Raw genomic sequence first — 26,282 nt, 5'->3', positions numbered from 1 at the left:
TATGGCATCTGATATTATGCTGACCCTCTTATTTCTGGGGGCGGTGCTGGCGGTTTACTACCTTGCGCCGTCCCGGATAAGATGGTGGATTCTCCTTGCGGCAAGCCTGGGGTTTTATGCAAGCGCTTCCGGCTGGATGCTGCTTCTTACAGGGGCTTCGGCCTGGTGGTCCTGGTTCGCGGGAGGGAGAATCGAAAAGGTACACACAGAAAAAGATAAAAGAGGCTGGCTGCTCTTTGGCATCCTGCCTCTTCTTGGCGTTCTTTTTCTCTTTAAATATTTTAATTTTTTCAGCGCTTCTGTGGCTTCGGTTCTGGGGATGGCAGGGCTTTCGGCGGCTCCCCTTGTGCTGAAGCTTATGCTTCCCCTGGGGATCTCTTACTATACGTTTAAGATCATAAGCTATCTGGCGGATATCTATCTGGGGAAAAGGGGTCCGGAGCCTCATATGGGATATTATCTGACGTATGTGTTGTTTTTTCCTCACATCCTTTCGGGGCCTATTGAGCGGTCGGAGAGCTTTTTAGAGCAGCTCCACAAGGGCCTTTATTATGACAGCGGTCTTTTTGCACAGGGGATTCAGAGAATTGTTCTGGGGCTTTTTAAAAAAATGGTGATTGCCAACCGGCTGGGCGGATATGTGGATGCGGTGTTTGCTTCTCCTTTGGAATATCCTGGGCTGGCGGCTGTGATGGCGGCATTTTTTTACTCCTTTCAGCTTTACTGTGACTTTTCCGGATATTCGGATATTGCCATTGGCATGGGGGAGCTTCTGGGGATTCGCTGCAGGCAGAACTTCCGCTGCCCCTATTTTTCCCGGAATATCCGGGACTTCTGGAGCCGCTGGCATATCTCCCTCTCGAGCTGGCTTCGGGATTATGTGTACATTCCCCTTGGAGGAAGCCGTGTTTCCAGGGTGAAACGGGGGCGGAATCTGCTGCTGACCTTTCTGGCCAGCGGACTCTGGCATGGGGATAACTGGACTTTTGTGGCTTGGGGAGGGCTGCATGGAGTGTGGAATCTCCTTAGCCGGAAGAAAAAGGCGGAGGCTATCCGGCCTGTGCATAAGCTGTGGCAGACACTTGTGACCTTCTGCGGCGTTACCCTTGGGTGGGTGTTCTTCCGGGCAGAAAGCCTTCCGGCGGCGGTTTCCTATCTTCGAAGGGCGGTTCTGGGATTTTCTCTTTCTATGACGGATATTCAGAATTCGATTCTGCCCTTTACGGGGGATAATACCTGTGCGGCCTATTTTCTGACGGTGTGCCTGTTTTTGCTGCTTCTGTTTCTCTATGAGCGGGGGCAGGTTTACGGGAAGGGGAAGGATCAGGAGTTTTCTCTTTCCTGGGGGTGGATGGCTGTTATGGGAGCCAGCACTGCCTTGTTCGGCGTGTTCGGGGCTTCGGGGTTTTTGTATGCGCAGTTTTAATCCGGCATTTTTATCGTGAGAAAAGAATAGAAAGAACAAAAGCAGCTTTTGAAACTGGGAACTGGATCCGGAGACGGACACAGTGGTGCTTTTTCCGTTATTTTCGTCAACAATAAAAGTCAGAAAATCTGACATTTATTGTTGACTATTTTGCCATTTCTGGGTATACTGATTTATGAAGTGGAGGTAGAAACTATGCATGAAAGATTGAAGGAAGCAAGGAAGAACCTAAAATTGTCACAGGAATTTGTTGCCCGTCAAATGCAGCTTTCCAGGCCGACAATCAGTGCGATAGAATCCGGGCAGAGGAAAGTTACGGCTGAGGAACTTGCCAGATTTTCTGAACTGTACGGGGTAAGTGCAGATGAATTGATGTATGGGAAGGCTTCTGAGGATGCACAAGTGGAAATGTTCGCACGTGCTTTTTCAGAGCTGTCAGATATAGACAGGCGGGAAATTATGAGCCTTATCGACTTTAAACGCAGATATAAGGAGACGATGAATGGCTGACGTGTTGGAGAAGCTTTATAGCCAGAGGATGACTCCGCAGATGTTGGCCGAAAAAGTCCTTGAGGACAGGCTGGGTGGGGAAATGCCTTCGATTCCAATAGACCCGTTTAAGCTGATGCGCGAATATGGGATTGTGTACCAGTTTATGGGTTTTGAGGATTTGGAAGGCATTTACCTTGTGCCGGAGGATGGCAATGACATTCCGTTGGTAGGCATCAACTATAAGAGGAAAATTACAAGGCAGAGATTTACTGCAGCACATGAATTGTGCCATCATCTAAAAGACCGCAGGAACGAAGCGTGCCCTATAAGGAGTACCCAAAATGGAATAGAGCGCTTTGCAGAACAATTTGCGGCCGAACTGCTTATGCCTAAAAGACTGTTTTTGGCTGTGGCCGGCGAGTATGCAGATAGTGGGAAAGTTTCACTGGACGGCGCCCTGCAGATTGCGGAGCGATTTGGCGTGAGTTTCCGATCCTGTGTGCTTAGGCTTGCATATACTTTCCATATCCTGGATGGTGAATATGCAGATTTGAACAAGAGGATTTCAGAATATAAGCCAGATAAGAAAAAAGCTGCCTTAGGTATGGACGTTGAAAATATAGACTTGCTAAGACAAGCGGTGGATTCATATGAATTTTATTTTACAATAAAGCCTGATATCATGTGGTATAAGTTTAAGAATGAATTTATCTATAACGAAAACAGGATGGAGGGGCTTAACCTTGATGAAGAAGAGGTTGCTGAGATTGTTACGGATTTGAGGATGAACGGCCAGGAGAGCGCATACTGCCAGGAAAAATATGAGGATATTATTCAGGTAGTCGGGCATGCGGCATTGTATGATTATGTGCTGGAGACAGAGGATAAGCTGACGATTTATAAGCTGCTTGATTTGAATAAGAAACTGTTTCAATATGCACCCTTCCCTGAAGAGGCGGGAAAGACGAGGATGAATAACAATCTTGTGCTGGGGGCGAAATTTGAGACGGTTGACTGGCGCGAGGCTGCGATGGAACTGGTGAAGCTGCAGGTGCCGGTTGAGGACTTGATGCGGGATGCCAATAAACTGACCATCAGTGAGTTTGTGCTGCAGGCGCTGAAGATTCATCATCGCATTACACAAATCCATCCTTTCAGAGACGGAAACGGCAGAAGCTCCAGAGCTTTTTTGAATTGGATGCTAAGGAAAAAAGGGCTGCCGCCAATCTATTTTAAGCTTACAGAAAAAGAATCTTATTATAAGGCATTAGAGAAAGCGGATGGGCAGGGGAATTATTTAGAGCTATTGAGAGTGACGATTAGAGAACTATTTAGAACAATCATGAGAAGGAGCTGACAGAAGGGACTTCTTTGGAAGTCCTTCTTATTCTCATAAAAATTTATGCCCTAAAATGAATTACTTTTTTAATCCAGGAAGCAGGCAGGTAAATCTTGTTGAGATGGTGTTGGCTTTCTAGTATAATGTACATGAGTGACAGGTCATATGGACTGGAGGTCAAGGCAGGAAAGAATGCGGCGAGAACAGCAAATGAGCTGCTGGAAGCCGGAAAACTGGATTATATTTATAATCTGAAGGATACCTATGGAGCCAGAGACGGAAAAAAGCTGGCTGTACCGAATTACCTGGCAGGGCGTATCAGTTTTTCGCTGGGGGCTTAACTTACAAGGAAAAACAAATATACGGAAAGGACATTGCGGAACCGGAATCATAAGATATGAAACAGACAGGAAAAATTCTGGCAGGCGTATTGCTTGCGGTACTACTGCTCACAGGAATCAAAAATGAATATGCCCGGCTTCTGCCCGTGTCTTCCTACGGAATGCAGGCGGTTATCAGGAAGAAATCCATTGACCACCTGTTCATCGGCTCATCCATGTTCCGGCAGGGGTTATCCATTGACGTATTGGAGGAGGAACTGGAAGGGAATGTCTATATCCTTTCCTACAACGGCAACCAGCCGGCTTTTATGGCTATGGAGCTGGAATATATGCTGGAAGAAGGGCTGGAGATCGGAACCCTCTATGTGGATCTCTATCCCTATACAGCTGCGGCTGCGCCCTGGATCAGTGATACCAAGATCCTTCTGGATACAGATCTGGGCTTTAAACTGGATGCCTGGAAGCTGATGAATGCCTGCAATGATACAAAATTCCTCGATTTTTACGAGTTGTTTGTGACGGCCAATAACGAGCAGATCTTAACGTATCCCATCCATAACCGCCTGGTATCCGCCCAGTTCCGCAATGGGGGCAATATTCTGACGCCCGGAGGGCAGACGAAGGAGCATCTGGATTCCCTGGGGATGCTAGGGGGAAGAGACGGCCTTAAGGAGACCCAGGTCAAGGGGTATGAGAGGATCCTGGAGCTGGCAAAAGAGCATGGAATCCAGGTATGCTTTATCGAGACGCCGAAGTATGAGCGGATGTACCGGGATGCAGATTATATGGAACTCTATGAGGCGTGTACGGAGAAGATCCGCAGGCTGGCAGAAGCACAGGGAGATACCTCTTTAAAAGGGGCAGATGAGAGAAAGAGAACGGGCGAAGGAAGCAGAGAGAATGGGGAAGCCGGAACAAAGGTCAAAATGATTCTGGCAGAAGAGCTTGCCTTTGATTTTGGAGATGCGGCCTGTTTCCAGGACTTGATCCATTTGTCCACGGAAGGAAGGATATGGTATACAAAACTTTTATGTGAAAGATTAGAAGAATAAGGGGCAGAATAAGTTCATTTACAGACAGCTGGCGGGCAAAAGGGTTAAAAAAAAGATACATGGAAAGCAGGAGGCAGAGGAATGAAAAAGCTGGATTACATTGACGGACTAAAGGGCATGGGCGCGCTGATGGTGTATCTCTGTCATTTTGTATTCGCCTTTTACTATGCCGCCTACACCCTGCTTCCGGAGCATGTGAATACCAGGACAGGCGTTGAGATTCTGATAGGCAAAACCCCCTTGAACTTCTTCTACAACGGTAACGGGGCGGTCTGCCTCTTCCTGGTGTTCAGCGGCTTTGTGCTGTGCCTGTCTTATTTTCGTACAAGGGACAGAGCCAGGCTGAAGGCCGGGGCGCTGAAACGGTATTTCCGGCTGATGCCAGTGATTCTGGCGGTGAATCTGCTGATTTTTATTTTGATGTATCTGGGGCTGTACCGGAACGCAGAGACGGCGGCCTATACAAAATCCATTCCCTGGTTCCAGGGCTTTAACCAGTTTGAGCCCAAGTTTCTGAGCATGCTCAGTGAAAGCCTTCTGGGATGCTTTGTGTGGGGAAGCAATGACTATAACGGGGTGCTCTGGACGATTCCTTACCTGTTTCTTGGAGCCCTGGTGGTGTATCTGGCCGCTTACCTGGTTGGAGAGAATCCCTTACGGTATATTGCTTACGGCGTTATGATTCTTGTGGCCTTCACAACGGATATTTATTTTACAGGAATCTTTCTTGGCTTTGTGCTCTGTGATTTTTTCAGCACCCAGGAACGGCTGGTAAGCCTGTACCGAAGGTCCCGGCTGCTTCCGGTGCTTGCATTTTTGCTGGGATTTTACTTGACCTCCTATCCGTCCATCGGAACGGAACAGCCAGGGACGATCTATGGATTTCTGCCTGGTGCCTATACGGTGATTTACCATATGGCCGGGGCATTCCTGCTGACTGCCGGGGCGCTGGGCTGCGGCGGGCTGCAGTGGTTTTTTTCCCGAAAGCCTTTTTTATACCTTGGGAAGATTTCCTATTCGCTCTATCTTCTGCATTTTCCGGTGATAGCAACCTTTTCCTGCTGGTTCTTCCTGGAATTTCAGGAGAGTATGGGATATGGATTGACAGTAGGAATTGATTTTGCGCTGACAACTGTACTGGTGCTGGCCCTGTCGGCATTGAGCAGACGTTATCTGGAACCTGTGGGGACATGGCTTGAGAAGATGGTTGAGAGATGCTTAAGTTGGAAGAGCAATGCACAGAAGTCTGCTTAGAGCTTGAGAAAGAGGGGCAGGCTGTCATTTGAAAATCTGGTGAGGAGGCGCAGAATGGAAAAGCAGAGAATTCTCTGGATGGATATAGCGAAGGCTTTCGGAATATTGGTTGTGCTGATTGTCCACAGCGGCATCAGCCTGGGGTGGGTGACATTTCTTGGCGGGATGTTCTACATGCCGGTCTTTTTTGTGCTGGCAGGCATGACCTTTACCTGGAGGAAAGAGGAAGGCTTCTGGAGCTTTGTGAAAAAAAAGGCCCGCCGCCTTCTGGTTCCTTATTTTTCCTATAACCTCTTCCTCTTCCTGTTCTTTTTTGCCAAGGACAGGCTTCTTACAGGAAGTATTTCCTCAGAAGCTTTTTTTCCGCTGCTCGGGATCGTATACTCAAGGAACTGCCTATATGATATGAATGCGGCCCATAATGTGTACTTTATGCAGATTCTCAATGCGCCCACCTGGTTTCTGACAGGTCTCTTTGTAAGCCTTGTGATATTCCGGCTTCTGATGCAGGCGGCCAGGGGAGATCTTCGCCGCCTTATGGCTCTGAACAGCGGCGTTCTGCTTCTGGCAGTTCTGGTGCATTATTTCTGTCCGGTTCTGCTGCCCTGGAGCCTTGACTGCGCCCTGTATGCGGTTTCCTTTTTAAGCTTTGGAAAGGCTCTGGCCGCATATGGGTGTGTGGAGAAGTTGTACAAAAAGCCGCCGGCCCTGCTGTTCCTGGCCGCGGCTTTTGTGGGATTATCATTGGTAAACGGTTCTGTGAATATGTCGGTGGCGGAGTATGGAAGCTCCATGATCCTGTATCTGCTTGCGGGAGGACTGGGTTCCCTGCTCTGTATGGAGCTGTCTCTGTTCCTGGAAAAGCATACCCGGTATCTGGCCGCAGGATGCGCCTGGCTTGGCAGGCATACCATGCCGGTGCTGTGTCTCCACTTATTTGTGTTTTCCGTGATTGGAACACTCCTTGGCATGTTCTAAAATAAGATCCACAACGGCTGCCGAGGCGATTCCGCCTTCATAAAACTGCATCCAGCTGCGGAATTTTTCGCATTTGGACTCATACGCTGCTTCATCAAAGGTTTCGATGGCATGCATAAGTTCTTCGTTGGAGAAGGTCAGAGGGAAGGGCAGTTCTGTTAAGTCGTAGTAATACCCTCGTTCCTTTTTGGCGCTTTCGTAATCCTCAATATAGAGAAAGCCTGGACGGCCAAGCATTGCAAATTCCGTGGTACAGCCGGAGTAATCGCTGATGATGGCGTCGGAAGCGGCTAAGAGCTCCTGCATATCCCCGTAACCTGCCGGATTTAAGATGCGGTCTGTGTAATGAACGACGTATTTACTGCGGTCTACATTGGGATGCAGGCACACAAGGACAGCCCAGCTTCCGCCGAAGCGTTTGGCCATGGTATCCAGAAGCTGTTCATAATTCAGATTATACATATCCGTATTGCGGCTTTCCCGGAAAGTGGGGGCATAGGTTACAAATCTTGTGTCTTCGGGAAGGTGGAAATGAGCCTGTACTTTTTTCCGGTAGATATTCTGATCCCGGAAGTAAACGTCATATTTTGGCTGGCCTTTTTCAAAAACAGGGCCGTCATACCAGAATGCGCGCTTCAGAAGCTGGGTCTGCCATTTGCAGGTGGACAGCATCAGATCGATATTCTTCGAGTCAATCTTCGCATAAGCTACATATTCTTTACTCAGCAGCTCCTCACAGTCCCCTTCGATCTTTTTTGGGCCCGGCCCCCCATGACGGGTATGGATATAAAACTGGCCGGGGCGCTTTTTTACATAATACAGCTTGCGTGTATTATCCACCCAGGTGGAGGCAGTGGACATATGCCAGACAAAGGCGACGGTATTGGGACGGACAGGCAGTACGCCCTTTGGCAGCTTGTAGTCGGAAGCCGATGTCCAGTAGAGCTTCCAGTCCAGCCTGCGTCTTAAGAATTCTTCAACAATGTATTTTGGATTATCTCCAAAGACACCGCCGTTAAAATTGCTGAATACTGCTTTTTGGGGATTGAGGGGAAAGAGTGAGAATACATTCCAGCAGATTTTTAAGAGAGTGCGGTGAAGCCAGAGATATATGGGAAGCAAAAGCTTTTTCATAAAAATGCGAACCTCCTTAGCGTATAATGTCTTTATCTTAGCATTTCCCAATTAAAATGTAAAGTCTGGAAATAGTTCTTTGATTTTCCTGGAAAATATGATATATTCATACTGAAAAAAATCCGAAGATTGCAAGAAAGTGAGTGAGACAAATGAGATTTCCATATGTGATAGTAGGAGCGGGACTTGCTGGGATAACCATGGCAGAGAGAATCGCCAGTCAGATGAATGAAAAGGTTCTTATCATAGAAAAGCGTTCCCATATCGGCGGCAATGTGTATGACAGCTATGATAAAGAGGGAATTCTGATTCATAACTACGGCCCCCATACCTTTCACACCAATGACAAAGAGGTATTTGACTATATCTGCGGATTTACAGAATGGAACGATTACCAGCACCGGGTGCTCTCCTATGTAGACGGCAATTTCGTTCCTCTGCCTATCTCCCTGGAGACCATTAACCGTCTGTACAATATGAATCTGTCGGAGGATGAGATGGAAGACTTTATCGCCTCCAGGCGGATTCCCATTGATGAGATCAAAACCAGCGAGGATGTGGTTTTAAGCCAGGGCGGCCGGGATATCTATGAGAAATTTTTCAAATATTTTACCATAAAGCAGTGGGGGGTGTCCCCGGCAGAGCTGGACCGGACGGTGATTTCAAGGATACCCTTCCGGAAGAACCGGGATACCCGGTATTTTACCGATCAGTATCAGGGCAATCCGAAATACGGCTATACGGCCATGTGCCAGAAGATGCTGGATCACCCCAATATAAAAATCATGTTAAATACGGATTATAAGGAAGTGATCGGCGATATCGCTTATGACAAGCTGATTTATACAGGGCCTATTGATTATTACTTTGACAACTGCTACGGAGAGCTGCTGTACCGGAGCATCCGCTTCCAGTTTGAAACCCATGACTGCGAATCCTATCAGCCGGTTACCTCCACCCGTTATCCCCTCGATTATGATTATACAAGGATCACGGAATTCAAGAAGATGACAGGCCAGAAGCATCCAAAAACTACCATATTAAAAGAATTTCCCTGCTTCGGAGGGGAGCCCTATTACCCCTATCCCACACAGGAGTGGAAGGCGCTGGCTGAGAGATACCGGGAGCTGGCCCGGAAGGAGGAGAATGTGATCTTCCTTGGAAGACTGGCGCAGTATAAGTATTATGATATGGACGATGTCATAAGGGAAGCCTTAGATGTTTTTGAAAAATTGAAGAGCTGAAGAATTCCAAGAAAAGGAGCTGTCTTATTTTGCAACAGCTCCTTTTTCTGTGAATCTCATTACCCAGATGCGAGAAAGAGGAAATCTTCATAGATGGGAATTTCCAGGCCGAAATCCTCCCAATTCCGTTCGTTATGCCACCATTCTCCCTCATTTAAGAGATAGTCCGGCGGCTCCGGGATCAGAGAGCCGTCGGGAACCACAAAGGTTTTGGAACCGTTGTCGCTGGTGAAGGTTACCGTGCGCCACTGGCCGTTTCCTTTTTCGGGGGCATAGTGGTTGTCTTCCTCCAGCCACTCTGCGTCCAGAAAGCAGAGGCGGCGGGCAAGGAAATATTTCAGATAACGGACATTGTTTTCATAAGCTTCGTAGTGTCCGGTCCAGGTTTCAACATAGTCCCAGCGGATGGAGTCCATGGCAATTGAGCTGCGGATCCTGTCGGCATACTGATCAATGATCCCTCCCGGCGCAATGAGTTTTTTTACATGGGGACGGACTGTCTTTTCATAGGTGTCCACGATGTTTTCATAGAAAAAATCATTTTCGTATAACTGTGGATACCAGACGGGATTTCCCGTACCTTTGTAATTGTTGAGATTAAAAACAACAAGAATGTTCGTGGACATAAAGGTGTAGCGTCCAAGAGCGCAGTCATAATCCCAGGCAGGCCCGGCGTATAGACGGGGATCATCCTTATACTTGTAAAAATACATACTGTTGTATCCAAAATCATAGTTCCACACAAGTTCTTCCAGAAGATACCGGGCAACAAAAGAGTCCAAATCAATATAATCAAAGAGTTCATTGTCATTGGAAAGAATCAGATCCTCAAGTCTTTGTATGTAATCCGCTGCATAATCTACCTGCTCCTGAGTGGCGTACTGGGGAGCGCGGAGGGTAAAAGGAGTGAGGTTTGTGGTAACAAAGCCGCTGGGACCGCTGTAATGGTGATCCACCTCCAGAATATAGCCTCCCGTAATATTATCCGGGTTCTGATCTGCAAGACTGCCTCGCTGGATTCTGGTGTTGAAGGTCTGGATATTTTTTAGGCTGCCGTTTAAAAGGGCGGTTTCCTCCTCCAGATCTTCGATGTCTACTCGGTTTTCATCTACCTCGATCTTTTCACAGAGCAGATAGTTGCCCCAGTACTCGCCGTTTAGATAGAGATCCACCCAGGTGCTTTCGGAAGTATAGTTCAATCCGAAGGCTTCCGCCATTTCCAGGGAGATTTTATTCTGAAGCTTATTAGCGTCAAAGACATTGCTCATCAGAATCCAGCTCTTGCTTTCCCCCATGGAAAAGAGATCTGCAGGCTTGGAGAGCATGATGCCGTAGGATTTCTTTTTGCTTTTCCAGGTAGCGTTTCCCCGGCTTTTGATGTGAGTCAGATCCCCCTCGTACAAGGGAGCGCCCTGGGGATCCGTAATTAAGATATTGCCGGGTTCTTTGAATTCTTTATCCCGCTCTACCCGATCCATTGTGCCGCTTTTGGTTTCGACAAAGACGCTGCCGATGTTGGCAGACTTTAAAAAGCGAAGCTTTCCCTCGGATTTGGTGTGTATGGAGGAAAAGCAGTAGTCATATTCTTTATCCAGTTCAAAAGAGACGGGGGCAAAGAAATCGACGGTTTTCCCGTCTATCTCAAGTGTTCCCCTGGAAGCCTCCCAGGATGCATTTTCCCAATTAAAATAAGAAGGCAGAAAGAAGTAGGCGGTTCCGTCCTGCTCCCATGGATGGATCTGCTTTCCCTGGCAGACCAGGCAGAAGGCGTCTTCCAAAGAATTGGCGGAGGCGTCTGTCATGGTTTCTGTTTCTGACGGATGCTGGATTACGAATTCGGATATATAGGCGTAGGATATCAGTAAGAGAATGCTCGCTGTTCCTATAAAGAGGGAATAGATACGCTTCATTTTTGTCTCCGTGAGTTAAGCGGAATTCGCTTTTTATCTGTATTATTAACTAGGGATATATTACCATAAGGTTCCAGTCTTTTCAATATTCTCTCCTTTTTTGCGAAAATTTTGGTGTTACTGTTCACTGCGTGCCCGGTAACGGTGATTTGGCGTTTTCCTGCTTGGAAAATTTGGCGAAAGAAATTATAATGGAGGGGAAGTGTGTAAATGGGATGGAAGGTGGATGGCGTATGAGGGCGAGAAGGAAGATTTATCTGTGTTTTGTGGCAGGGGTGGTTTTGGTTTATGTCTGTCTGCTTGTGGTTCTTTATTGTTCGGAGGCTGGGGATAGTGATGCGGTGATCCGGACTTTTGGGGATGCTTTCTGGTATTCGCTGGTGACTCTGACTACGGTGGGATATGGCGATCTGGTGCCGGTAACGCCCCTGGGGCATATAGTGGGAATGATTTTTTTGCTTTTGTCGGCTGGAATTATGGTGACAATGCTGGGGGCTGTGGTTTCCTTTGCTGCCAGTGAAGGGCTGCCTTTTCTTATGCTTGGCCTGCAGCGGCATAAGAACTGGTATTATTTTGCAGATTGCGGGGTGGAGTCCAGGGCGCTTGCGGCCAATATCTCTAAAGAAGATCCGAATGCGCTGATTATCTATGGAGAGAAAAGAAACGGTCAGAGTGAAATGCCGGATTATCCCTGTGTCTGCCTAAGTGCGCCGCCGGCTAAGATTGTGGAGAAAAAGAAAAATGTCGGTACGGCCTGTAAGGTTTTTCTGATGAGGGAGAATGATATCGGCGTTAACAGGAGAGCGGGCAATCTCCATGAATTACCGGTGGAGGTGTATGCCAGGACGACCAACGGGCAGGATAAGCTTTCTGGGAATATTCATTTTTTTCACAGCTATGAATGCTGTGCAAGGCAGTATTGGCGTTCCAAGCCTTTGTGCAGCCATGAAAATACGATTGTGCTGATTGGGTTTGGAAGCTATGGGAGCAGCATTTTGGAACGGGCTATTTTGACGAATATTATTTCTGTGGATCAGCATGTGACGTATCATATTTTTGGGGATGCAAGGGAATTTCTTGCCGTTCATTACCGGCTGGGGGAGGTGTTTTCCCTAAATCGCGAGCCGGGGACGGGGGACTGCCTCATTTTCCATGAGGAGGGCTGGGAGGAGAACCATTCTGTTCTGGAGCAGGCGGACCGTATTATTATCTGTGAGGATGACGAACAGACGGGATGGGGGATTTTTTGGACCTTGAATAAGTTTTACCGAGTTTTTGGGCGCATTGACCTGCGCAGCAGCTGGAGAGTGCCGGGAATCTCCTGCTTTGGGACAAATGAGGATATTTATACATCGCAGCAGATTATACGCACAGAGCTGAATAAAGCGGCTATTATGATCAATGAGATTTTCCGCAAGTCGGTTTCCTATCCCACACGCACTTGGGAGGAGCTGGATGATCTGCATCGGCAGTCCAAGATTGTAGCGGCAGATCACCTTCTGACAAAGACAAGGATTCTTCTGAATGACGAAAGCATTACCGAGCTTACGGCATCTGTGGTAAGAAAGGCTTACGACAGGTACTGCAAGACAAGGGAAGATGAGGCTGCAAGAGAAATGTACCGCAAGCTGGATCATATGAGGGGGCGGCGTTTTTATACCTTTTACAATTGGAGCTACGGCCCTGTCCGGGACGATATAGCAAGACAGCATCCCATGCTGCAGCCGTATGAAGAACTGACGCCGGAGCAGAAGGGGGAAAGGGATGCGGCCTGGGAGCTGATGAGGAATATTTCTTCCGAGCTTGAATAAGCGGGATTTTTGCCTGTAAATGGTATAGGGGAAAAGAAACCGAATACTTGGCCGGAAGCCGGAGTATTATCCTGGCTTCCGGCCAAGTGTTTGACGGGGTAACGCACTAGTAGTCCGTACCGGAAATCCTTGTGCATATTTCCGATACGGACTACTAGGCAGGGGAAATGATGCAGCAAGTGTTGTGAAACATATATGTTGCAAAAAGCGGATGCAACATATGGAGGAGCTGTCTTTATCATTTGCAGGGCAGGAAACTGCCGGTGCGACAAGAAAAAGGATTTTTTACAAAAGACACGGGAGGCATGGAAAAGTTGGCATGGTTTTTGCTACATATGTGTAGCAGAAAAGAAAAAGGAGGATTGTTGTATGGATTATACAAATTTGATGAATGACAAATCCGGAAAAAAATCAAAGGTTGGAATCATTGGAGCCACCCGGGGATACGGTTATACATTATTGGCGCAGATTCCGAAGGTGGAACGAATGGAGCTTAGGGTTATCTGTTCCCGGCATCCCGAAGAGTGTCTGGCAGTGCTGAAGGAAATCGGATATAATGAAGAGAAAATTGTCTATTGCGAGAACCGGGAAGCGATTGCAAAAACGGACGACAGGGCAATTCTGATCGTCAGTGATTACCGTCTCGTTATGGAATGCGGAATTACAGCCCTGGTTGAATGCACCGGGAATACGGCGGTAAGCTCTGACGCTGCGCTGATGGCTCTAAAGAGGGGGATCAATGTATATATGGTTTCCAAAGAAACCGACAGCGTATGCGGTGCGTTTCTGAACCGGACGGCGGCGGAAAACGGAGCCGTCTATGCACTCGTAAACGGGGATCAGCCCAGAAATCTTCTGGATCTGTATTCCTGGGGAAAGATCTTGGGATTGGAAATCGTTGCCGCAGGCAAATCCAGTGAGTATGACTTTGTCTGGGACAGGGAAACCGGCAGACTGACTTATACGGACGGAAGCAAAGAGGAAAAGGAAATGCCCAAAATGCTGGAGTGCTGGCAGTATGAGGGCCGGGAAACTCTGGAAAGGAGAGCCAGGCTCCTTGAAGATTATGCGGAGGTTATTTCCGCAGATCTTTGTGAAATGAACCTGGTATCCAATGTAACAGGCCTTGTTCCGGCTTCTCCCTTCTTAAGCTATCCGGTTGCAAAGACCAGCGAGCTTGCCGATATTTTTATTCCGGAAGAGGACGGCGGTATCTTAAAGGAAACCGGAGTTGTAGATGTATTCTACAATCTGCGGGAGAAGGGTGAAGCAAGCTTCTGCGGCGGAGAATTCATTATTATTAAATGTGAAAATGAAAAAATGTGGGATATATTAAAGAGTAAAGGGCATGTTATGAGCCGCAGCGGAAAATACGCCTGCATTTATTATCCTTATCATTATATGGGATTGGAGACGCCGGTTTCCATTCTGCTGGGTGATTTTATGGGAATCGGAACACATCCCGAATGCCGTCAGGTGAGCATTCTGGCAGGAGTGGCCCAGAGGGATATTTCCAAAGGAACCGTACTTACTGTCTCGGGGCACCATCATTCCATTGACGGTCTGGTGCCGGAGCTTCTTAAGAGGGAATATGCGGATAAGGCGGCCCCGTTCTATCTCCTGAATGGAGCAGAGCTGCTTAGGGATGTGAAGAAGGGGGAAGCAGTCACACTGGAGGACGTGGATCTTTCCGGGCTGGCGGCTTATGAATATTATAGACAGGGCCTGGAACTTTAAAAGAGAAGAGGAAGAAGCTTATGTTGAAGGTCTTACTGGTTGTTCCGTATCCAAAGCTTGAGGAGACGGCAAAGAGAATCTATTCAAAGCATTTTGAACGCCGGGATATTCATATGGATATCCGGGTGATTCAGGCTGAGGAAATAGAAAAAATGCTTTGGAATGAGACTTATGATTTGATCATCGGCAGGGGACATACAGCGACGCTTCTATTGAAAAGAGAGCCCTTTGTGCCGGTATTGGAGATTCCGATTACCGGATACGATGTTATGAGGGCACTGATTCTGGCAAAGGAGCGGTTCGGCCCGGAAAAAACAGCAGTGATTGTATCTTCCAGCTACAATCACGACGAGGGTGTGCTCAGCTTTTTGTCGGGAATGGATGTGAGGATTCAGGAGGTACCCGACTTTAACCAGGTGGGAGAGGCGGTCAGAGAATGTGTGGAAAAAGGATATCGTACAATTATCGGCGGCTATTCCGTAACATCAGCCGCAGCGGCCCAGGCGGTGAATGCGGTTACCATTGAGACTGGTGAAGAGGCTGTTATCCAGATTATGCACGAGGCAGTGCGGATGATACAGACCATATACCAGGAGCGCGAGCAGCGAAGCACCTACGAAACAATCACCCAGTCTTCCAAGGAAGGCATCGTCTACGTGGATAATAAGGGAGAGGTGCGGCTTGCCAATAAGAAGATTCTGCAGATGATTTTGACAGACAACGACTCTGTCCACGGAAAACGGATTGAAAGGGTATATCCTTTTCTGGCCCCAATCTACCAGGAGGTAATCGCCTCCGGGAACCCAAGATACAATGAACTGCAGGATATCCGGAATAATACCCTTTCCGTTGATTATGTGCCGGTTATGGTAGGACAAAAGCCTGCCGGGGTGGTGATTACCTGCCAGACAGTGAAAAAGATCCAGCAGATCGAGTCCCAGATACGAAAGAAGCTGTCCGAAAAAGGGCTGGTGGCAAACTATACCTTTTCCGCCGCCATACGAAAAAGCGACTTGATGGAAAAGACAGTTGCCATTGCCGGCAAATATGCCAGAGTGGATTCTAACATTCTGATTGTGGGGGAGACCGGAACCGGAAAAGAGGTGATAGCCCAAAGCATTCACAATGCAAGTGAACGGCGTAACGGCCCCTTTGTGGCGGTAAACTGTGCGGCGCTTCCGGAGAATCTGCTGGAAAGCGAGCTTTTCGGTTATGTGGACGGGGCTTTTACGGGAAGCCGCCGGGGCGGCAAGGTGGGCTTTTTTGAACAGGCTCACAGAGGGACGCTTTTTCTGGACGAAATATCGGAAATCCCCATTAATTTCCAGGGAAAACTGCTGCGCGTCCTGCAGGAGCGGCAGGTGCGGCGGATTGGAGACGATAAGGTCATAGATGTGGATGCGAGAATTATCGCAGCTACAAACAAGAATCTGAGGCAGATGGTGCAGGATAAGGAGTTCAGGCAGGATCTGTTATATCGCATTGACGTTCTGGAGATTTATATACCGCCTCTCCGGGAGCGCAAGGAGGATATCCTGCCTTTGTTTTATGAATTCCTAAAGGAATACAATAACCGCTTCGGCAAAGATATTTCAGGCTGTACAGCCAAGGCGAGGGAACTGCTGATTCATTACAATTATACGGGAAATGTCCGGGAGCTGCGCAATATTGCGGAGAGAGTGGCGGTCACCTGCGAGGAGAAGCAGATAGACGAGCGGCTGATGGAAACGGCGCTTTATCCGGCGGATGTTTTTTCATCTCGCAGCGGCTTCTATGGAAACGCCCTGTCGGGGAAAAGAGAGTCAGAAGCGGAAGAGGATGAGATTTCGGAGCGTGACAGCATCCTAGAGGCGCTGCAGAAAACAGGAGGCAGAAAAGGGGCGGCTGCCGGGCTTCTGGGAATGGATCGTTCTACCCTTTGGAGAAAGATGAAGTTTTATGAAATCAAATAGAGAAATGCAGACGTGAGCTGTTGAGATTGTGGAGGACAAAGCAATGACAAGAAGACAGATGCTGGGCTGCGTGGCGGATGATTTTACAGGGGCATCCGATGCGGCAAGCTTTCTGCAGAAAGCCGGAATGCGGACGCTGCTGCTGAATGAAGTACAGGAGAAGATTACGGCGCTGGAGCAGATAGACGCTGTAGTCATAGCCCTGAAATCACGGACACAGGAGACAGAGGCTGCAGTGAAGGACAGCCTGCAGGCAGTCCGGTGGCTAGAGGAACGGGGGGCGTCAAAGTTCTATTTTAAATATTGTTCTACCTTTGATTCTACCCGGGAGGGAAACATCGGGCCGGTGGCAGATGCGGTTATGGAGTATCTGGGGCAGCGGTATACGGTTCTCTGCCCGTCGCTTCCGGTAAATGAACGTATTGTCAGAGAAGGAAGGCTTTATGTAAAAGGTCTTCCTCTGGATGAGAGCCCTATGAAGGATCACCCTCTGACACCTATGTGGGACAGCCGTATTAAGAATTTGATAGAGGCACAGAGCCGTTTTAAGGCCACAGAGCTCAATCGGGACAGGCTGGAAATGACGCAGAAGGAATGCGATGCGTGGATTGGAGAAGAGGGAAAAAAGGAAAGCCGTTTTTATGTGATTCCGGATTATGCGGACGATGCGGACGCCCGGAATATTGTAAGGCTGTTTGGCAGTTTGAGGTTTTTGACAGGCGGATCCGGGCTTTTGGAATTTCTTGCACCGGCCATGCAGGAAAAAGCAGGCAGGGCAGCAAAAAGCTCGGGAGATAAGAAGGCAGAAAACAGGGAGCCCGGGGTGGTATTTGCCGGGAGCTGTTCGGTTGCGACCTTGGCCCAGATCAAGGATTATCAGGACAGGGGCGGTCTCTCCTGCCGGCTGGATCCTATAGCGCTGCTTGACGGCAGGCAGGGCAGGGAAGAGATTCTGGATTTTATTCTTTCGCATCCCCAAAAGGAGGTGCTGGTCTATTCTTCCGATAAAGCGGAGAATGTAAAGGAGATACAGAAGCTGGGAAGAGAACGGGTTGCGGAGCTGATCGAGCAGACAATCGGCAGCGTGGCAGCGGAGCTTGTAAAGCGGGGTTATGGCAGGATTGTAGTTGCGGGAGGGGAAACCTCGGGAGCAGTGACCAGGGCCCTGGGATTTGATGCGTTTGAGATAGGAGAATCGGTTGCGCCCGGCGTGCCGATTATGATTCCTGTGGAGAACAGACAGGTTCGGCTTGTATTGAAGTCGGGGAATTTCGGGCAGGAGGATTTCTTTGCCAGGGCCCTTAAGATGACGAAAGGAGAGAAATACAATGAGTGAATTGGAGCGGAAAAAAGAGGATGCCATATGGATTGCAAAGACGCTTTTTGAGAGGGGGAGGGCTACCGGATCCTCCGCTAATTTGAGCTTTCTCCATGAAGGGCATATTTATATCACCGGCAGCGGAACCTGCTTTGGAAGACTGACGAAAGACAGCTTTTCCAAAGTGGCGATGGACGGCGCCCATGTAGAAGGATTGAAACCCAGCAAGGAGCTTCCCCTGCATAAAATGTATTATGAAAAATCGGATCAGATTCAGGCGGTGATCCATGTACACAGCTTTTATGCGGTGATGTATTCTTTTCTAAAGCAGGAGTGTGTGACGGATATGGTGCCGGCGTATACGCCCTATCTCCGGATGAAGGTGGGAACCATCGGGCTGGTTCCCTATGCAGAACCAGGCAGTCAGGAGCTGTTTGGATATTTTAAGGAAGCAGTTTCCAAAAGCGACGGCTTTATCCTGAAACAGCACGGGCCGGTCATAGGCGGACAATCCCTCATGGATGCCTTTCATGGTCTCGAGGAGCTGGAGGAGAGCTGCAGGATAGCGTGGACACTTGACGAGGGGCGCAGGGAACGGGTGGATTCTCTGTAGGGAAGCGGATATCAGGCCATGTATCGAAAGGAGCTGTTGCAACTTTTTTGTGGTTCGTGCAACGGGCGCAACATGAACCTGGAGGAAAACGGAACGAATACCAGGAGGACAGAATCGCACATAGAAGATTATTTACCTGTATTTGTAGGAATATATAAAAAACAGAAAAAAATTTTGCCGGTTTTTGTAACATGGCACATGTTTTGCTACTTAATTATTTTATAAAACATATGCTGTGCAGCTGCGGCAGAAAAATGGAAACTTGTTAAATATTAAATACTTCTCAGATAAGATGCTCTTGGTGAGTATTGCAGAACTGGAATGGAGGGTAAATATGAAAATTTGTGCAACAATGAAGAAATTCCCTGGTGGAATGATGGTAATTCCGTTGGTGATCGGCTGTCTGGTGAATACATTTATTCCCCAGTGCCTTCAGATCGGAGGTTTTACAACAGCGCTTTTTAAGAGCGGACAGGCAACCCTGGTAGGCTTGTTTATTTTCTGCAGCGGCGCGACGATTAATGTAAAGCAGGTGGGGCAGCCCCTGTATAAGGGTGCGGTTCTGACCATTCTGAAGCTGGTTATAGGCGTTATAATCGGTTATCTGCTGAATATGGCTTTTGGCCCGGCAGGCATTCTGGGGCTGACACCCTTTGCGGTCATCTCGGCAGTAATAAACTCCAATGGAGCAATCTATACGGCTCTTGCAAAGGAATTCGGTGATGATACGGATATGGGAGCCATTGCAGTCCTCTCTCTGAATGACGGACCCTTTCTGACGATGATTGCGCTGGGCACAACAGGCCTTGCTTCTATCCCGGTGATTGATATTGTGGCGGCAATTATTCCTCTGATTATAGGTATGATTCTCGGCAACCTGGATTCTGATTTCCGGGAGCTGCTTTCCAAGGGGCTGAATATGATTCTTCCGGTAAACGGTTTTGTGTTCGGAGCCAATATAAGTCTTATGACAATTGCGGCAGCGGGCGTGTCGGGAGTTATCCTGGGGCTGGTTACAGTATTCTGCACAGGCGTTCTGACCTACATTATCTACAGTGCAATCCGGAGAAAACCGGATCCCATGGGAATGGCCATCGGCACTGTCGGCGGAAATGCAGTGGCAACGCCGGCGGCAGTTGCAATGTCGGATCCCAGTCTTGAGCCTTATGTGGAATCGGCCACGGCGCAGACAGCGGCAGCCGTAGTTATCACAGCGATTCTTACTCCGCTGCTGACGGGCTTTGTCAGCAGGATGGCGGATAAAAAAGCAGGGAGTAAAGGGAAAGCAAAGTAAAAGGCAGAGAGCAATGCAGGAGGACAAGGGATGAAAGCACAGATTATAAAAGCAAAAAATATAATTGCCGGAAGAGAGCTGGAATGCATGGAAAATGCGGCAGTTAAGATCGAGAACGGAAAAATTGCGGAAATATATGAGAATGCATCACTGCTTCCGAAAGACATGGAGGCTGAGGTAGTAGATCTGGGAGACAGGACACTGATTCCTGGTATGATTGACTGCCATAACCATCTGGCGCTGGATGCCAGGCTGGAAAATCATCTGGTAAAAATGAACGACTGCGAATGCGAGCAGACGATCCGGGCTATAAAAACAATGAAGGATGATCTGGTATCGGGAGTGACCACGGCCCGCTGCCTGGGAGACCGTTTTTATATTGATGTGACCTGCAGGCAGGCCCAGAGAGAAGGAAGGATTGCCGGCCCGAAGCTTGTGGTAAGCGGAATTGGGATGCGGGCTTCCCATGGCCACGGCTATGTAGGTATGCCTTTTGACGGGCCGGAGCAGTTCCGCAGACAGGCCAGGGAAAATATTGCTCACGGTGTAGATTTCCTTAAGGTTTTTATGACGAAGGTAATCAACGCAACGCCCTTTATCTATCATTTTATGAGCCCCGAGGAGCTTCGGGCAGTTGTGCAGGAGGCCCGGAGCGTGGGCATTCCCACAGCCTGCCACTGTTCCGGCGGACAAGGGCTCGACGACTGTGTGGAAGCAGGAATCGACTGTCTGGAACATGTGTATTATATTACGGAAAAGCAGGTTGAAACAGTAGAAAGGGCAGACCGCTGGGTAGTATATACACCAAGCTATGCCCTGAATGATACGCTGCTTTTTAAATTCTCACCGAAGGACAGGGAGGGAAGCCTGGCGGAAAAGGAGATTATCTGCAATTGCCTGCGGGGGGCTGTTAAGGGAGGCCTGAAGTTCGGCATTGGAACGGACGGACTTCACCAGGGGCTTGCCCAGGAATGCAGATATGTCTCGGAGCTGGGCGCATCCAATAAGGCAGTGCTGGCAGGCGTTACCGTAAATGCAGCTGAGATTTGCGGCGTATCCGGGAAGACCGGATCTATTACAAAGGGACTGGCTGCGGATCTGGCAGCCCTTGACGGAAACCCATTGGAGGATCTTGAGGCTTTGAAGCATGTGGCGGCAGTTTACCAGGATGGAAAATCAATTGAATTAGGATAAGAACAGACAGATAACAAAAGGCGCTAAAACCAATTCTACCCTCAGCGTTCAAGGGGGACCGTGTGTCCCCTTGGACGCTGAGGGTATTGTATCGTGTTTTACTCTTCGTGAACAAAGGGGATTTTACTGCTGCCGGGCACGGAGTGAACAGTAATTTTTTCTGGCATAAAATAAGGCTTTTTTTGTTTCTTATATTGATCGAAACGCCAAAATACAGTATGATAGTATAGAATGACTACATTACTACTTGCAGAGCACAGGGGGAAGAAAAAATGTACCAATGCCATCTTAAGCTCTATCTGGCAGGCGATTCCTGTAAAGTGTTTGAAACCATAAAGAAGATGCCTCCGCTTGATAGCTTTACCCACACCTTTTTGGAAAGCCAGGCGCCTGATGCGTCTCTTGCGGCAGAGGCGGACGTGATCGCTGCCCGGATACAGAGCGGTGACGTAAGAGAGCTTTTGGGAACGTTGATTTCGAATAAGAAAAAAGAGGCAGAGCTGATACTGCTTGCAGAACCGGAACAGGTAAAAGCGCTGTCAGACTGTCTGGAGGATATGAAGGACATCTGGATGATGCCCATGTCAGAAGAAGAGACGCAGTTCCGATTTTTAAGGTGGCAGCAGAACTGCAAGCTAAGCAAGGATTTGTGGCAGACCAGCCATTATCTCGAGGCAACCATTGACAATGTCCCCAATCTGGTCTGGTACAAGACCAAGGACGGCGTCCATGAGAAGGTTAACAACAGCTTTTGCAAGACGGTCAATAAAACGAAGGAGCAGGTACAGGGCCAGGGCCATGCCTACATCTGGGATGTAGAGCAGGACGATCCGGCCTGTATTGAGTCCGAACGGATCGTAATGACAAAGAGGGAGACCTGCATCTCCGAGGAGGTAGTTCAGGCCGGTGACGGCACAAAGCTTCTCACCACTTACAAATCCCCTCTCTACGATCTGGACGGAAGTGTTATGGGAACGGTGGGCGTTGCCATTGACGTTACCCAGGAACGGGCCTATGAACGGGAGATTATAGCCAAGAACCAGACCCTGGAAACGATCTTTACCACCATGGACTGCGGAATCATGTGCCATACCATGGACGGCGCGCGGATTGTGAGCATCAACCGGGCGGCTCTTAAGATCCTGGGCTATAAATCCCAGGAGGAGATGGAGGCCGACGGCTTTGATATGATTGCCTCTACCGTTATGGATGAGGATAAGAAAAAGCTGCGCTCCTGCATCCGGAAACTGAAAAAAGAGGGAGACAGCATCAGCGTAGAATACCGCGTCTGCCCAAAAGAAGACGAGATCCGTCATGTAATGGGCAACATCAAAATCATCAGAGAGAACGGAGAGCTTCTATACCAGAGATTCCTTCTGGATTACACAGCCCAGAAGCTCAAAGAAACGGAGAATGAGCAGCGCCATATGGAGCTTTTGCATGCGCTGACGATTGATTATAACCTGGTAGGCTTCTTTGATCTGGATACAGGCAAGGGTATGCCTCTGAGGGAGGAGGAGGCTTCAGACACGGCCTTCGGAGTTGTGTTTGACGAGGAATTTACCCTGGAAGAGAGCATGAGGCGTTACATAGATCAGTTTGTTTATGAGGAAGACAAAGAGATGCTGCGGCAGATTATGACTGTGGAGCGTCTCAAGAAAGAGCTGGCAGATAAGAACCAGAGCTACGTGAACTATCGTGTGATGCTGGACGGGGAGATGAAGTACTTTCAGTTCAAGATCGTGCGTGCCGGGTCGTGGAAGAGGAGCCACGGCGTCGTTCTGGGACTTCACAGCGTGGACGAGGAAATTCAGCATGAGATGGAGCAGAAGAGCCTTCTGGAGGACGCCCTTTCCCAGGCGAACCGGGCGAACCGGGCGAAGAGTGTATTTCTGTCCAACATGTCTCACGATATCCGTACGCCTATGAATGCCATCGTAGGCTTTACGGCTCTGGCTATCACCCACATTGATCAGAAGGAGCGTGTGGGAGAGTACTTGAATAAGATTATGACCTCCGGAAATCATCTTTTAAGCCTTATCAATGACGTTCTGGATATGAGCCGCATTGAGAGCGGCAAGATGCGTCTGGAAGAGAAGCCCTGCCGTCTGCCGGATATTCTCCAGGGGCTTCGGAATATTCTTCAGGCAGATATCCGTGCAAAGCAGCTGGAGCTTTACATGGATGCGGTGGACGTGCTGAATGAGGATATATACTGCGATAAGCTGCGGCTTAATCAGGTGCTTTTGAATCTTCTGAGCAATGCGGTGAAATATACAAGGGCCGGCGGCATTGTCAGCGTGCGTGTTACGGAAAAGCCGGGCGCTCCGGCAGGAAGCGCCAACTACGAGTTCCGCATCCGCGATACGGGCGTTGGCATGAGCGAGGAGTTTGTCTCCCATATTTTCGAGCCCTTTGAGAGGGAGAAGAATTCCACCACCAGCGGCATCCAGGGTACGGGACTTGGAATGGCGATTACAAAAAATATCGTGGATATGATGAACGGCTCCATTGAGGTAAAGAGCGAGCTGAATTCAGGCACGGAGGTGGCGGTGTCCTTTACCTTCCGCCTTCATGCGGAAGCCGTGAAGGAGCCTCAGGATATTCCGGAGCTTCGGAACTGCCGGGCGCTGGTTGTGGACGATGATTTTAATACTTGCGACAGCGTGACCTACATGCTTGGACAGATAGGGATGCGCGCGGAGTGGACGCTGTCCGGCAAGGAAGCGGTTCTGCGCACGCGGCAGGCTATCTCCAGGGAGGATACTTATTGCGTCTATATCGTTGACTGGCTGCTGCCTGATATGAACGGAATCGAGGTTACCAGACGTATCCGCATGGAAATGGGGGATGAGGTTCCGGTGATTGTGCTGACCGCCTATGACTGGTCGGAGATTGAGGACGAGGCAAAGGAGGCGGGAGTTACCGCATTCTGCAGCAAGCCCATGTTCTTTTCCGAGCTTCGAAGCTGCCTGCACTCCATTGTGAGCAAGGGAGGCCCGGAAGAAGAGGCGCAGGCCGGGGAAAATATTGCAGTGGGGCGCTCCAACAAGGGGCGGATTCTGCTGGCCGAGGATAATGAGCTGAACCAGGAGATTGCCGTCGCCATTTTGGAGGATGCCGGATTTTCCATTGATGTGGCGGATAATGGGCAGATTGCGGTGGATATGCTGAAGAATTCGGAGCCGGGGCATTATCTTTTGGTGTTGATGGATGTGCAGATGCCGGTGATGAACGGCTATGAGGCTACGAAGCTTATCCGGAACATGGAGAACCAAAAGCTGGCAGGTATCCCCATTCTGGCCATGACGGCCAATGCCTTTGAGGAGGATAAGCAGGAGGCTGCTAAGTGCGGTATGAACGGGCATATTGCCAAACCTATCAATATCAAACATCTGCTGAATACCTTGGAGCAGGTATTGAAATAATAGGGTGCAGGCCGGCATAGATGGAGTAAACAACGATTGATATAGATACACCGCTCTTGGAGGAATAAGGAAAGCAGCGCCTTGTTCTTTGGAGAGGGGTGTATTTTTTACAATAGGAAACTTTTCGTTTTTATATCACAGTTTGAACACAATTTACTGTTAAACTGAGTACTAACAGCAAGTGTAGCCTCAGCGGACAAGGGGCACAGTGTGTCCTCTTGTCCGCTGAGGCTAGGGAAGCACTTGAAACTTGGACGAATCACTTACAGTCCACATGGGAAAAAATATCGTAACAGCTTTGTTGGGAAGGAGTTATGACTTATGTATGAATATGGAAGCGGAGGGTCAGACCCGGAGAAGAGATCCTCAAGTGAGTACCGGTACAGCGGCCCCTTTTATCAGGACAATATTGGATCCGGTTCCTCCCGCAGTACCATCGGGGAGGTTAAGGTTAAGGAGAAAAAGAAGAGCTTTCCCAGGCTGCTGATGAAGGTTGTCTGTGTGGCTCTGGTATTCGGTATTGTGGCAAGCGCAGCCTTTCAGGCGACGAATTACGCAGGTGCGAAGCTGCGCGGCGAGGATGCAAAGACGGCGGTAAATGAGGAGCCGTCTGTGCTTCCGGAGGTCGAGGCTACGATACCTCAGATAGGAGGGGAGAGCCAGAAGCCTTCCGGCGACGTGATCTCTATTGTCCAGCAGTGTATGCCTTCCCTGGTAGCCATTACCAATGTAAGTATCCGGGAGGTGGAAAGCTTTTGGGGCTTTGGCTGGTATAATATGCCCCAGCAGAGAGAACAGACCTCCACAGGCACAGGCATTGTCATAGGACAGAATGAGACGGAGCTTTTGATCGTTACCAACAACCACGTGATTGCAGGCGCTACGAATCTGACTGTTCTCTTTAGCGTGGATGAGGGTAAGGACGGGGCAAGCGCAGTGGAAGCTCAGATTAAGGGCACGGATGCCGGCAAGGATGTGGGCGTCATAGCCGTTCCTCTTAAGGATATTCCGCCGGAGACCCTAAGCGAGATTAAGGTAGCCACCATCGGTGATTCTTCCCAGCTTATGGTAGGGGAGCAGGTGGTAGCCATCGGCAATGCCCTGGGCTATGGGCAGTCCGTAACCACCGGCATTATCAGCGCGCTGAACCGGGATGTGACTCTGCAGAACGACGACGGCTCCCTGATCAACAACAGTCTGATTCAAACGGATGCGGCCATCAATCCCGGCAACAGCGGCGGCGCCCTGCTTAATATGAAGGGTGAGGTTATCGGCATCAATGAGGCAAAGTATTCTGCAAACCAGGTGGAGGGTGTGGGATATGCAATCCCCATTTCCGATGTGGAGGGCATTATCGGGGATCTGAAAACCATGACCAACCGTCCCGAGGTGGATGCGGAGGATATGGGTTATCTGGGCATTACCTGCCAGGATGTGACGGAGGAGATTTCCAAGCAGTACGATATGCCGGTTGGCATTTATCTGAAGTCTGTAGTGAGCGGCTGTGCGGCGGACAAGGCCGGCCTTAAGAAGGGGGATATTATCACCCGGTTTGACGGCATCGGCGTGAGCAGCTATGATTCCCTTCGGGATCGCCTGCAGTATTATGCGGCCGGCGAGACGGTGGAGGTTACAGTGATGTCATCGGAAAACGGAGAGTATATGGAAAAAACCGTAACCCTTACCTTGAACAGCAAGGAGGAAGTGGAGGCTGCCTCATAGGCCTGGGTTATAGAGAAAAAAGATTCCCTTGTCCGCTGAGGGG

The 26,282-nt window shown here is 49.0% G+C and carries 19 protein-coding genes; 17 read left to right on the top strand and 2 right to left on the bottom strand.

Going from position 1 to position 26,282, the window contains the following annotated elements:
- Position 1 precedes the first annotated feature (1 nt).
- The 7 genes from VV089_RS14595 (at position 2) to VV089_RS14565 (ending at position 6,882) form a co-directional block, all read left to right on the top strand.
- Positions 2 to 1,426: an MBOAT family O-acyltransferase gene (locus tag VV089_RS14595; RefSeq protein ID WP_334336422.1), complete on the top strand. Its 1,425-nt coding sequence runs from the start codon at positions 2 to 4 to the stop codon at positions 1,424 to 1,426.
- A 195-nt stretch (positions 1,427 to 1,621) separates the two neighbouring features.
- Entirely contained in the window at positions 1,622 to 1,936 is a 315-nt protein-coding gene (locus tag VV089_RS14590; RefSeq protein ID WP_172543036.1) for a helix-turn-helix domain-containing protein, read from the top strand.
- Entirely contained in the window at positions 1,929 to 3,275 is a 1,347-nt protein-coding gene (locus tag VV089_RS14585) for an ImmA/IrrE family metallo-endopeptidase (RefSeq protein ID WP_172543037.1), read from the top strand. The genes VV089_RS14590 and VV089_RS14585 overlap by 8 nt, the downstream gene beginning before the upstream one ends.
- Positions 3,276 to 3,406: 131 nt before the next feature.
- A complete protein-coding gene (locus VV089_RS14580) occupies positions 3,407 to 3,598 on the top strand; it encodes a hypothetical protein (protein WP_172543038.1) in 192 nt (63 codons plus the stop codon).
- A 56-nt stretch (positions 3,599 to 3,654) separates the two neighbouring features.
- Positions 3,655 to 4,650: a hypothetical protein gene (locus VV089_RS14575; protein ID WP_334336421.1), complete on the top strand. Its 996-nt coding sequence runs from the start codon at positions 3,655 to 3,657 to the stop codon at positions 4,648 to 4,650.
- An 81-nt stretch (positions 4,651 to 4,731) separates the two neighbouring features.
- Complete coding sequence (locus VV089_RS14570; protein ID WP_334336420.1) at positions 4,732 to 5,904, top strand: acyltransferase family protein; 1,173 nt, start codon at positions 4,732 to 4,734, stop codon at positions 5,902 to 5,904.
- A 54-nt stretch (positions 5,905 to 5,958) separates the two neighbouring features.
- Positions 5,959 to 6,882, top strand: a complete 924-nt coding sequence (locus tag VV089_RS14565; RefSeq protein ID WP_334336419.1) for an acyltransferase family protein — start codon at positions 5,959 to 5,961, stop codon at positions 6,880 to 6,882.
- Here the strand turns inward: VV089_RS14565 and VV089_RS14560 are convergent.
- A complete protein-coding gene (locus tag VV089_RS14560) occupies positions 6,838 to 8,016 on the bottom strand; it encodes a CDP-glycerol glycerophosphotransferase family protein (RefSeq protein WP_172543042.1) in 1,179 nt (392 codons plus the stop codon). The genes VV089_RS14565 and VV089_RS14560 overlap by 45 nt on opposite strands.
- 152 nt (positions 8,017 to 8,168) lie before the next feature.
- On the opposite strand from VV089_RS14560, the gene glf reads away from it, so the two are divergent.
- Positions 8,169 to 9,260, top strand: coding sequence for a UDP-galactopyranose mutase (gene glf / locus VV089_RS14555; RefSeq protein ID WP_334336418.1), 1,092 nt, complete (start codon positions 8,169 to 8,171; stop codon positions 9,258 to 9,260).
- Between the two features lie 59 nt (positions 9,261 to 9,319).
- Here the strand turns inward: glf and VV089_RS14550 are convergent, their stop codons facing one another.
- Positions 9,320 to 11,170, bottom strand: coding sequence for a CotH kinase family protein (locus VV089_RS14550; RefSeq protein WP_334336417.1), 1,851 nt, complete (start codon positions 11,168 to 11,170; stop codon positions 9,320 to 9,322).
- A gap of 233 nt (positions 11,171 to 11,403) precedes the next feature.
- Between VV089_RS14550 and VV089_RS14545 the strand changes: the two genes are divergently transcribed.
- The 9 genes from VV089_RS14545 to VV089_RS14505 all read left to right on the top strand — a co-directional run bounded on the left by VV089_RS14545 (position 11,404) and on the right by VV089_RS14505 (position 26,239).
- On the top strand, positions 11,404 to 12,981 hold the full coding sequence (locus tag VV089_RS14545) for an ion channel (protein ID WP_334336416.1): 1,578 nt from the start codon (positions 11,404 to 11,406) through the stop codon (positions 12,979 to 12,981).
- Positions 12,982 to 13,350: 369 nt separating this feature from the next.
- Positions 13,351 to 14,718 carry a homoserine dehydrogenase gene (locus VV089_RS14540; protein WP_334336415.1) on the top strand — a complete coding sequence of 456 codons (1,368 nt, stop codon included), beginning with the start codon at positions 13,351 to 13,353 and terminating at the stop codon, positions 14,716 to 14,718.
- Between the two features lie 20 nt (positions 14,719 to 14,738).
- The gene (locus VV089_RS14535) at positions 14,739 to 16,670 is read left to right on the top strand and encodes a sigma 54-interacting transcriptional regulator (protein WP_334336414.1); all 1,932 of its coding nucleotides are present in this window, start codon (positions 14,739 to 14,741) and stop codon (positions 16,668 to 16,670) included.
- A 43-nt stretch (positions 16,671 to 16,713) separates the two neighbouring features.
- Positions 16,714 to 18,006, top strand: coding sequence for a 3-oxo-tetronate kinase (otnK, locus tag VV089_RS14530; protein WP_334336413.1), 1,293 nt, complete (start codon positions 16,714 to 16,716; stop codon positions 18,004 to 18,006).
- Positions 17,999 to 18,601: a class II aldolase/adducin family protein gene (locus VV089_RS14525; RefSeq protein WP_334336412.1), complete on the top strand. Its 603-nt coding sequence runs from the start codon at positions 17,999 to 18,001 to the stop codon at positions 18,599 to 18,601. Before otnK ends, VV089_RS14525 begins: the two co-directional genes overlap by 8 nt.
- A 334-nt stretch (positions 18,602 to 18,935) precedes the next feature.
- Positions 18,936 to 19,895: a 2-keto-3-deoxygluconate permease gene (locus VV089_RS14520; protein WP_334336411.1), complete on the top strand. Its 960-nt coding sequence runs from the start codon at positions 18,936 to 18,938 to the stop codon at positions 19,893 to 19,895.
- A gap of 30 nt (positions 19,896 to 19,925) precedes the next feature.
- Positions 19,926 to 21,089: an amidohydrolase family protein gene (locus VV089_RS14515; RefSeq protein WP_334336410.1), complete on the top strand. Its 1,164-nt coding sequence runs from the start codon at positions 19,926 to 19,928 to the stop codon at positions 21,087 to 21,089.
- A gap of 272 nt (positions 21,090 to 21,361) precedes the next feature.
- Positions 21,362 to 24,517, top strand: coding sequence for a response regulator (locus VV089_RS14510; protein ID WP_334336409.1), 3,156 nt, complete (start codon positions 21,362 to 21,364; stop codon positions 24,515 to 24,517).
- A 321-nt stretch (positions 24,518 to 24,838) separates the two neighbouring features.
- Positions 24,839 to 26,239: a S1C family serine protease gene (locus tag VV089_RS14505; protein WP_334336408.1), complete on the top strand. Its 1,401-nt coding sequence runs from the start codon at positions 24,839 to 24,841 to the stop codon at positions 26,237 to 26,239.
- The last annotated feature ends 43 nt before the right edge of the window (positions 26,240 to 26,282 follow it).

Origin of the sequence: Candidatus Merdisoma sp. JLR.KK011, from assembly GCF_036941125.1 — a bacterium.
GTDB lineage: Bacteria > Bacillota > Clostridia > Lachnospirales > Lachnospiraceae > Laedolimicola.
The sequence above is the reverse complement of the archived record's forward strand: the minus strand, read 5'-3'. Positions and strand labels throughout refer to the sequence as shown.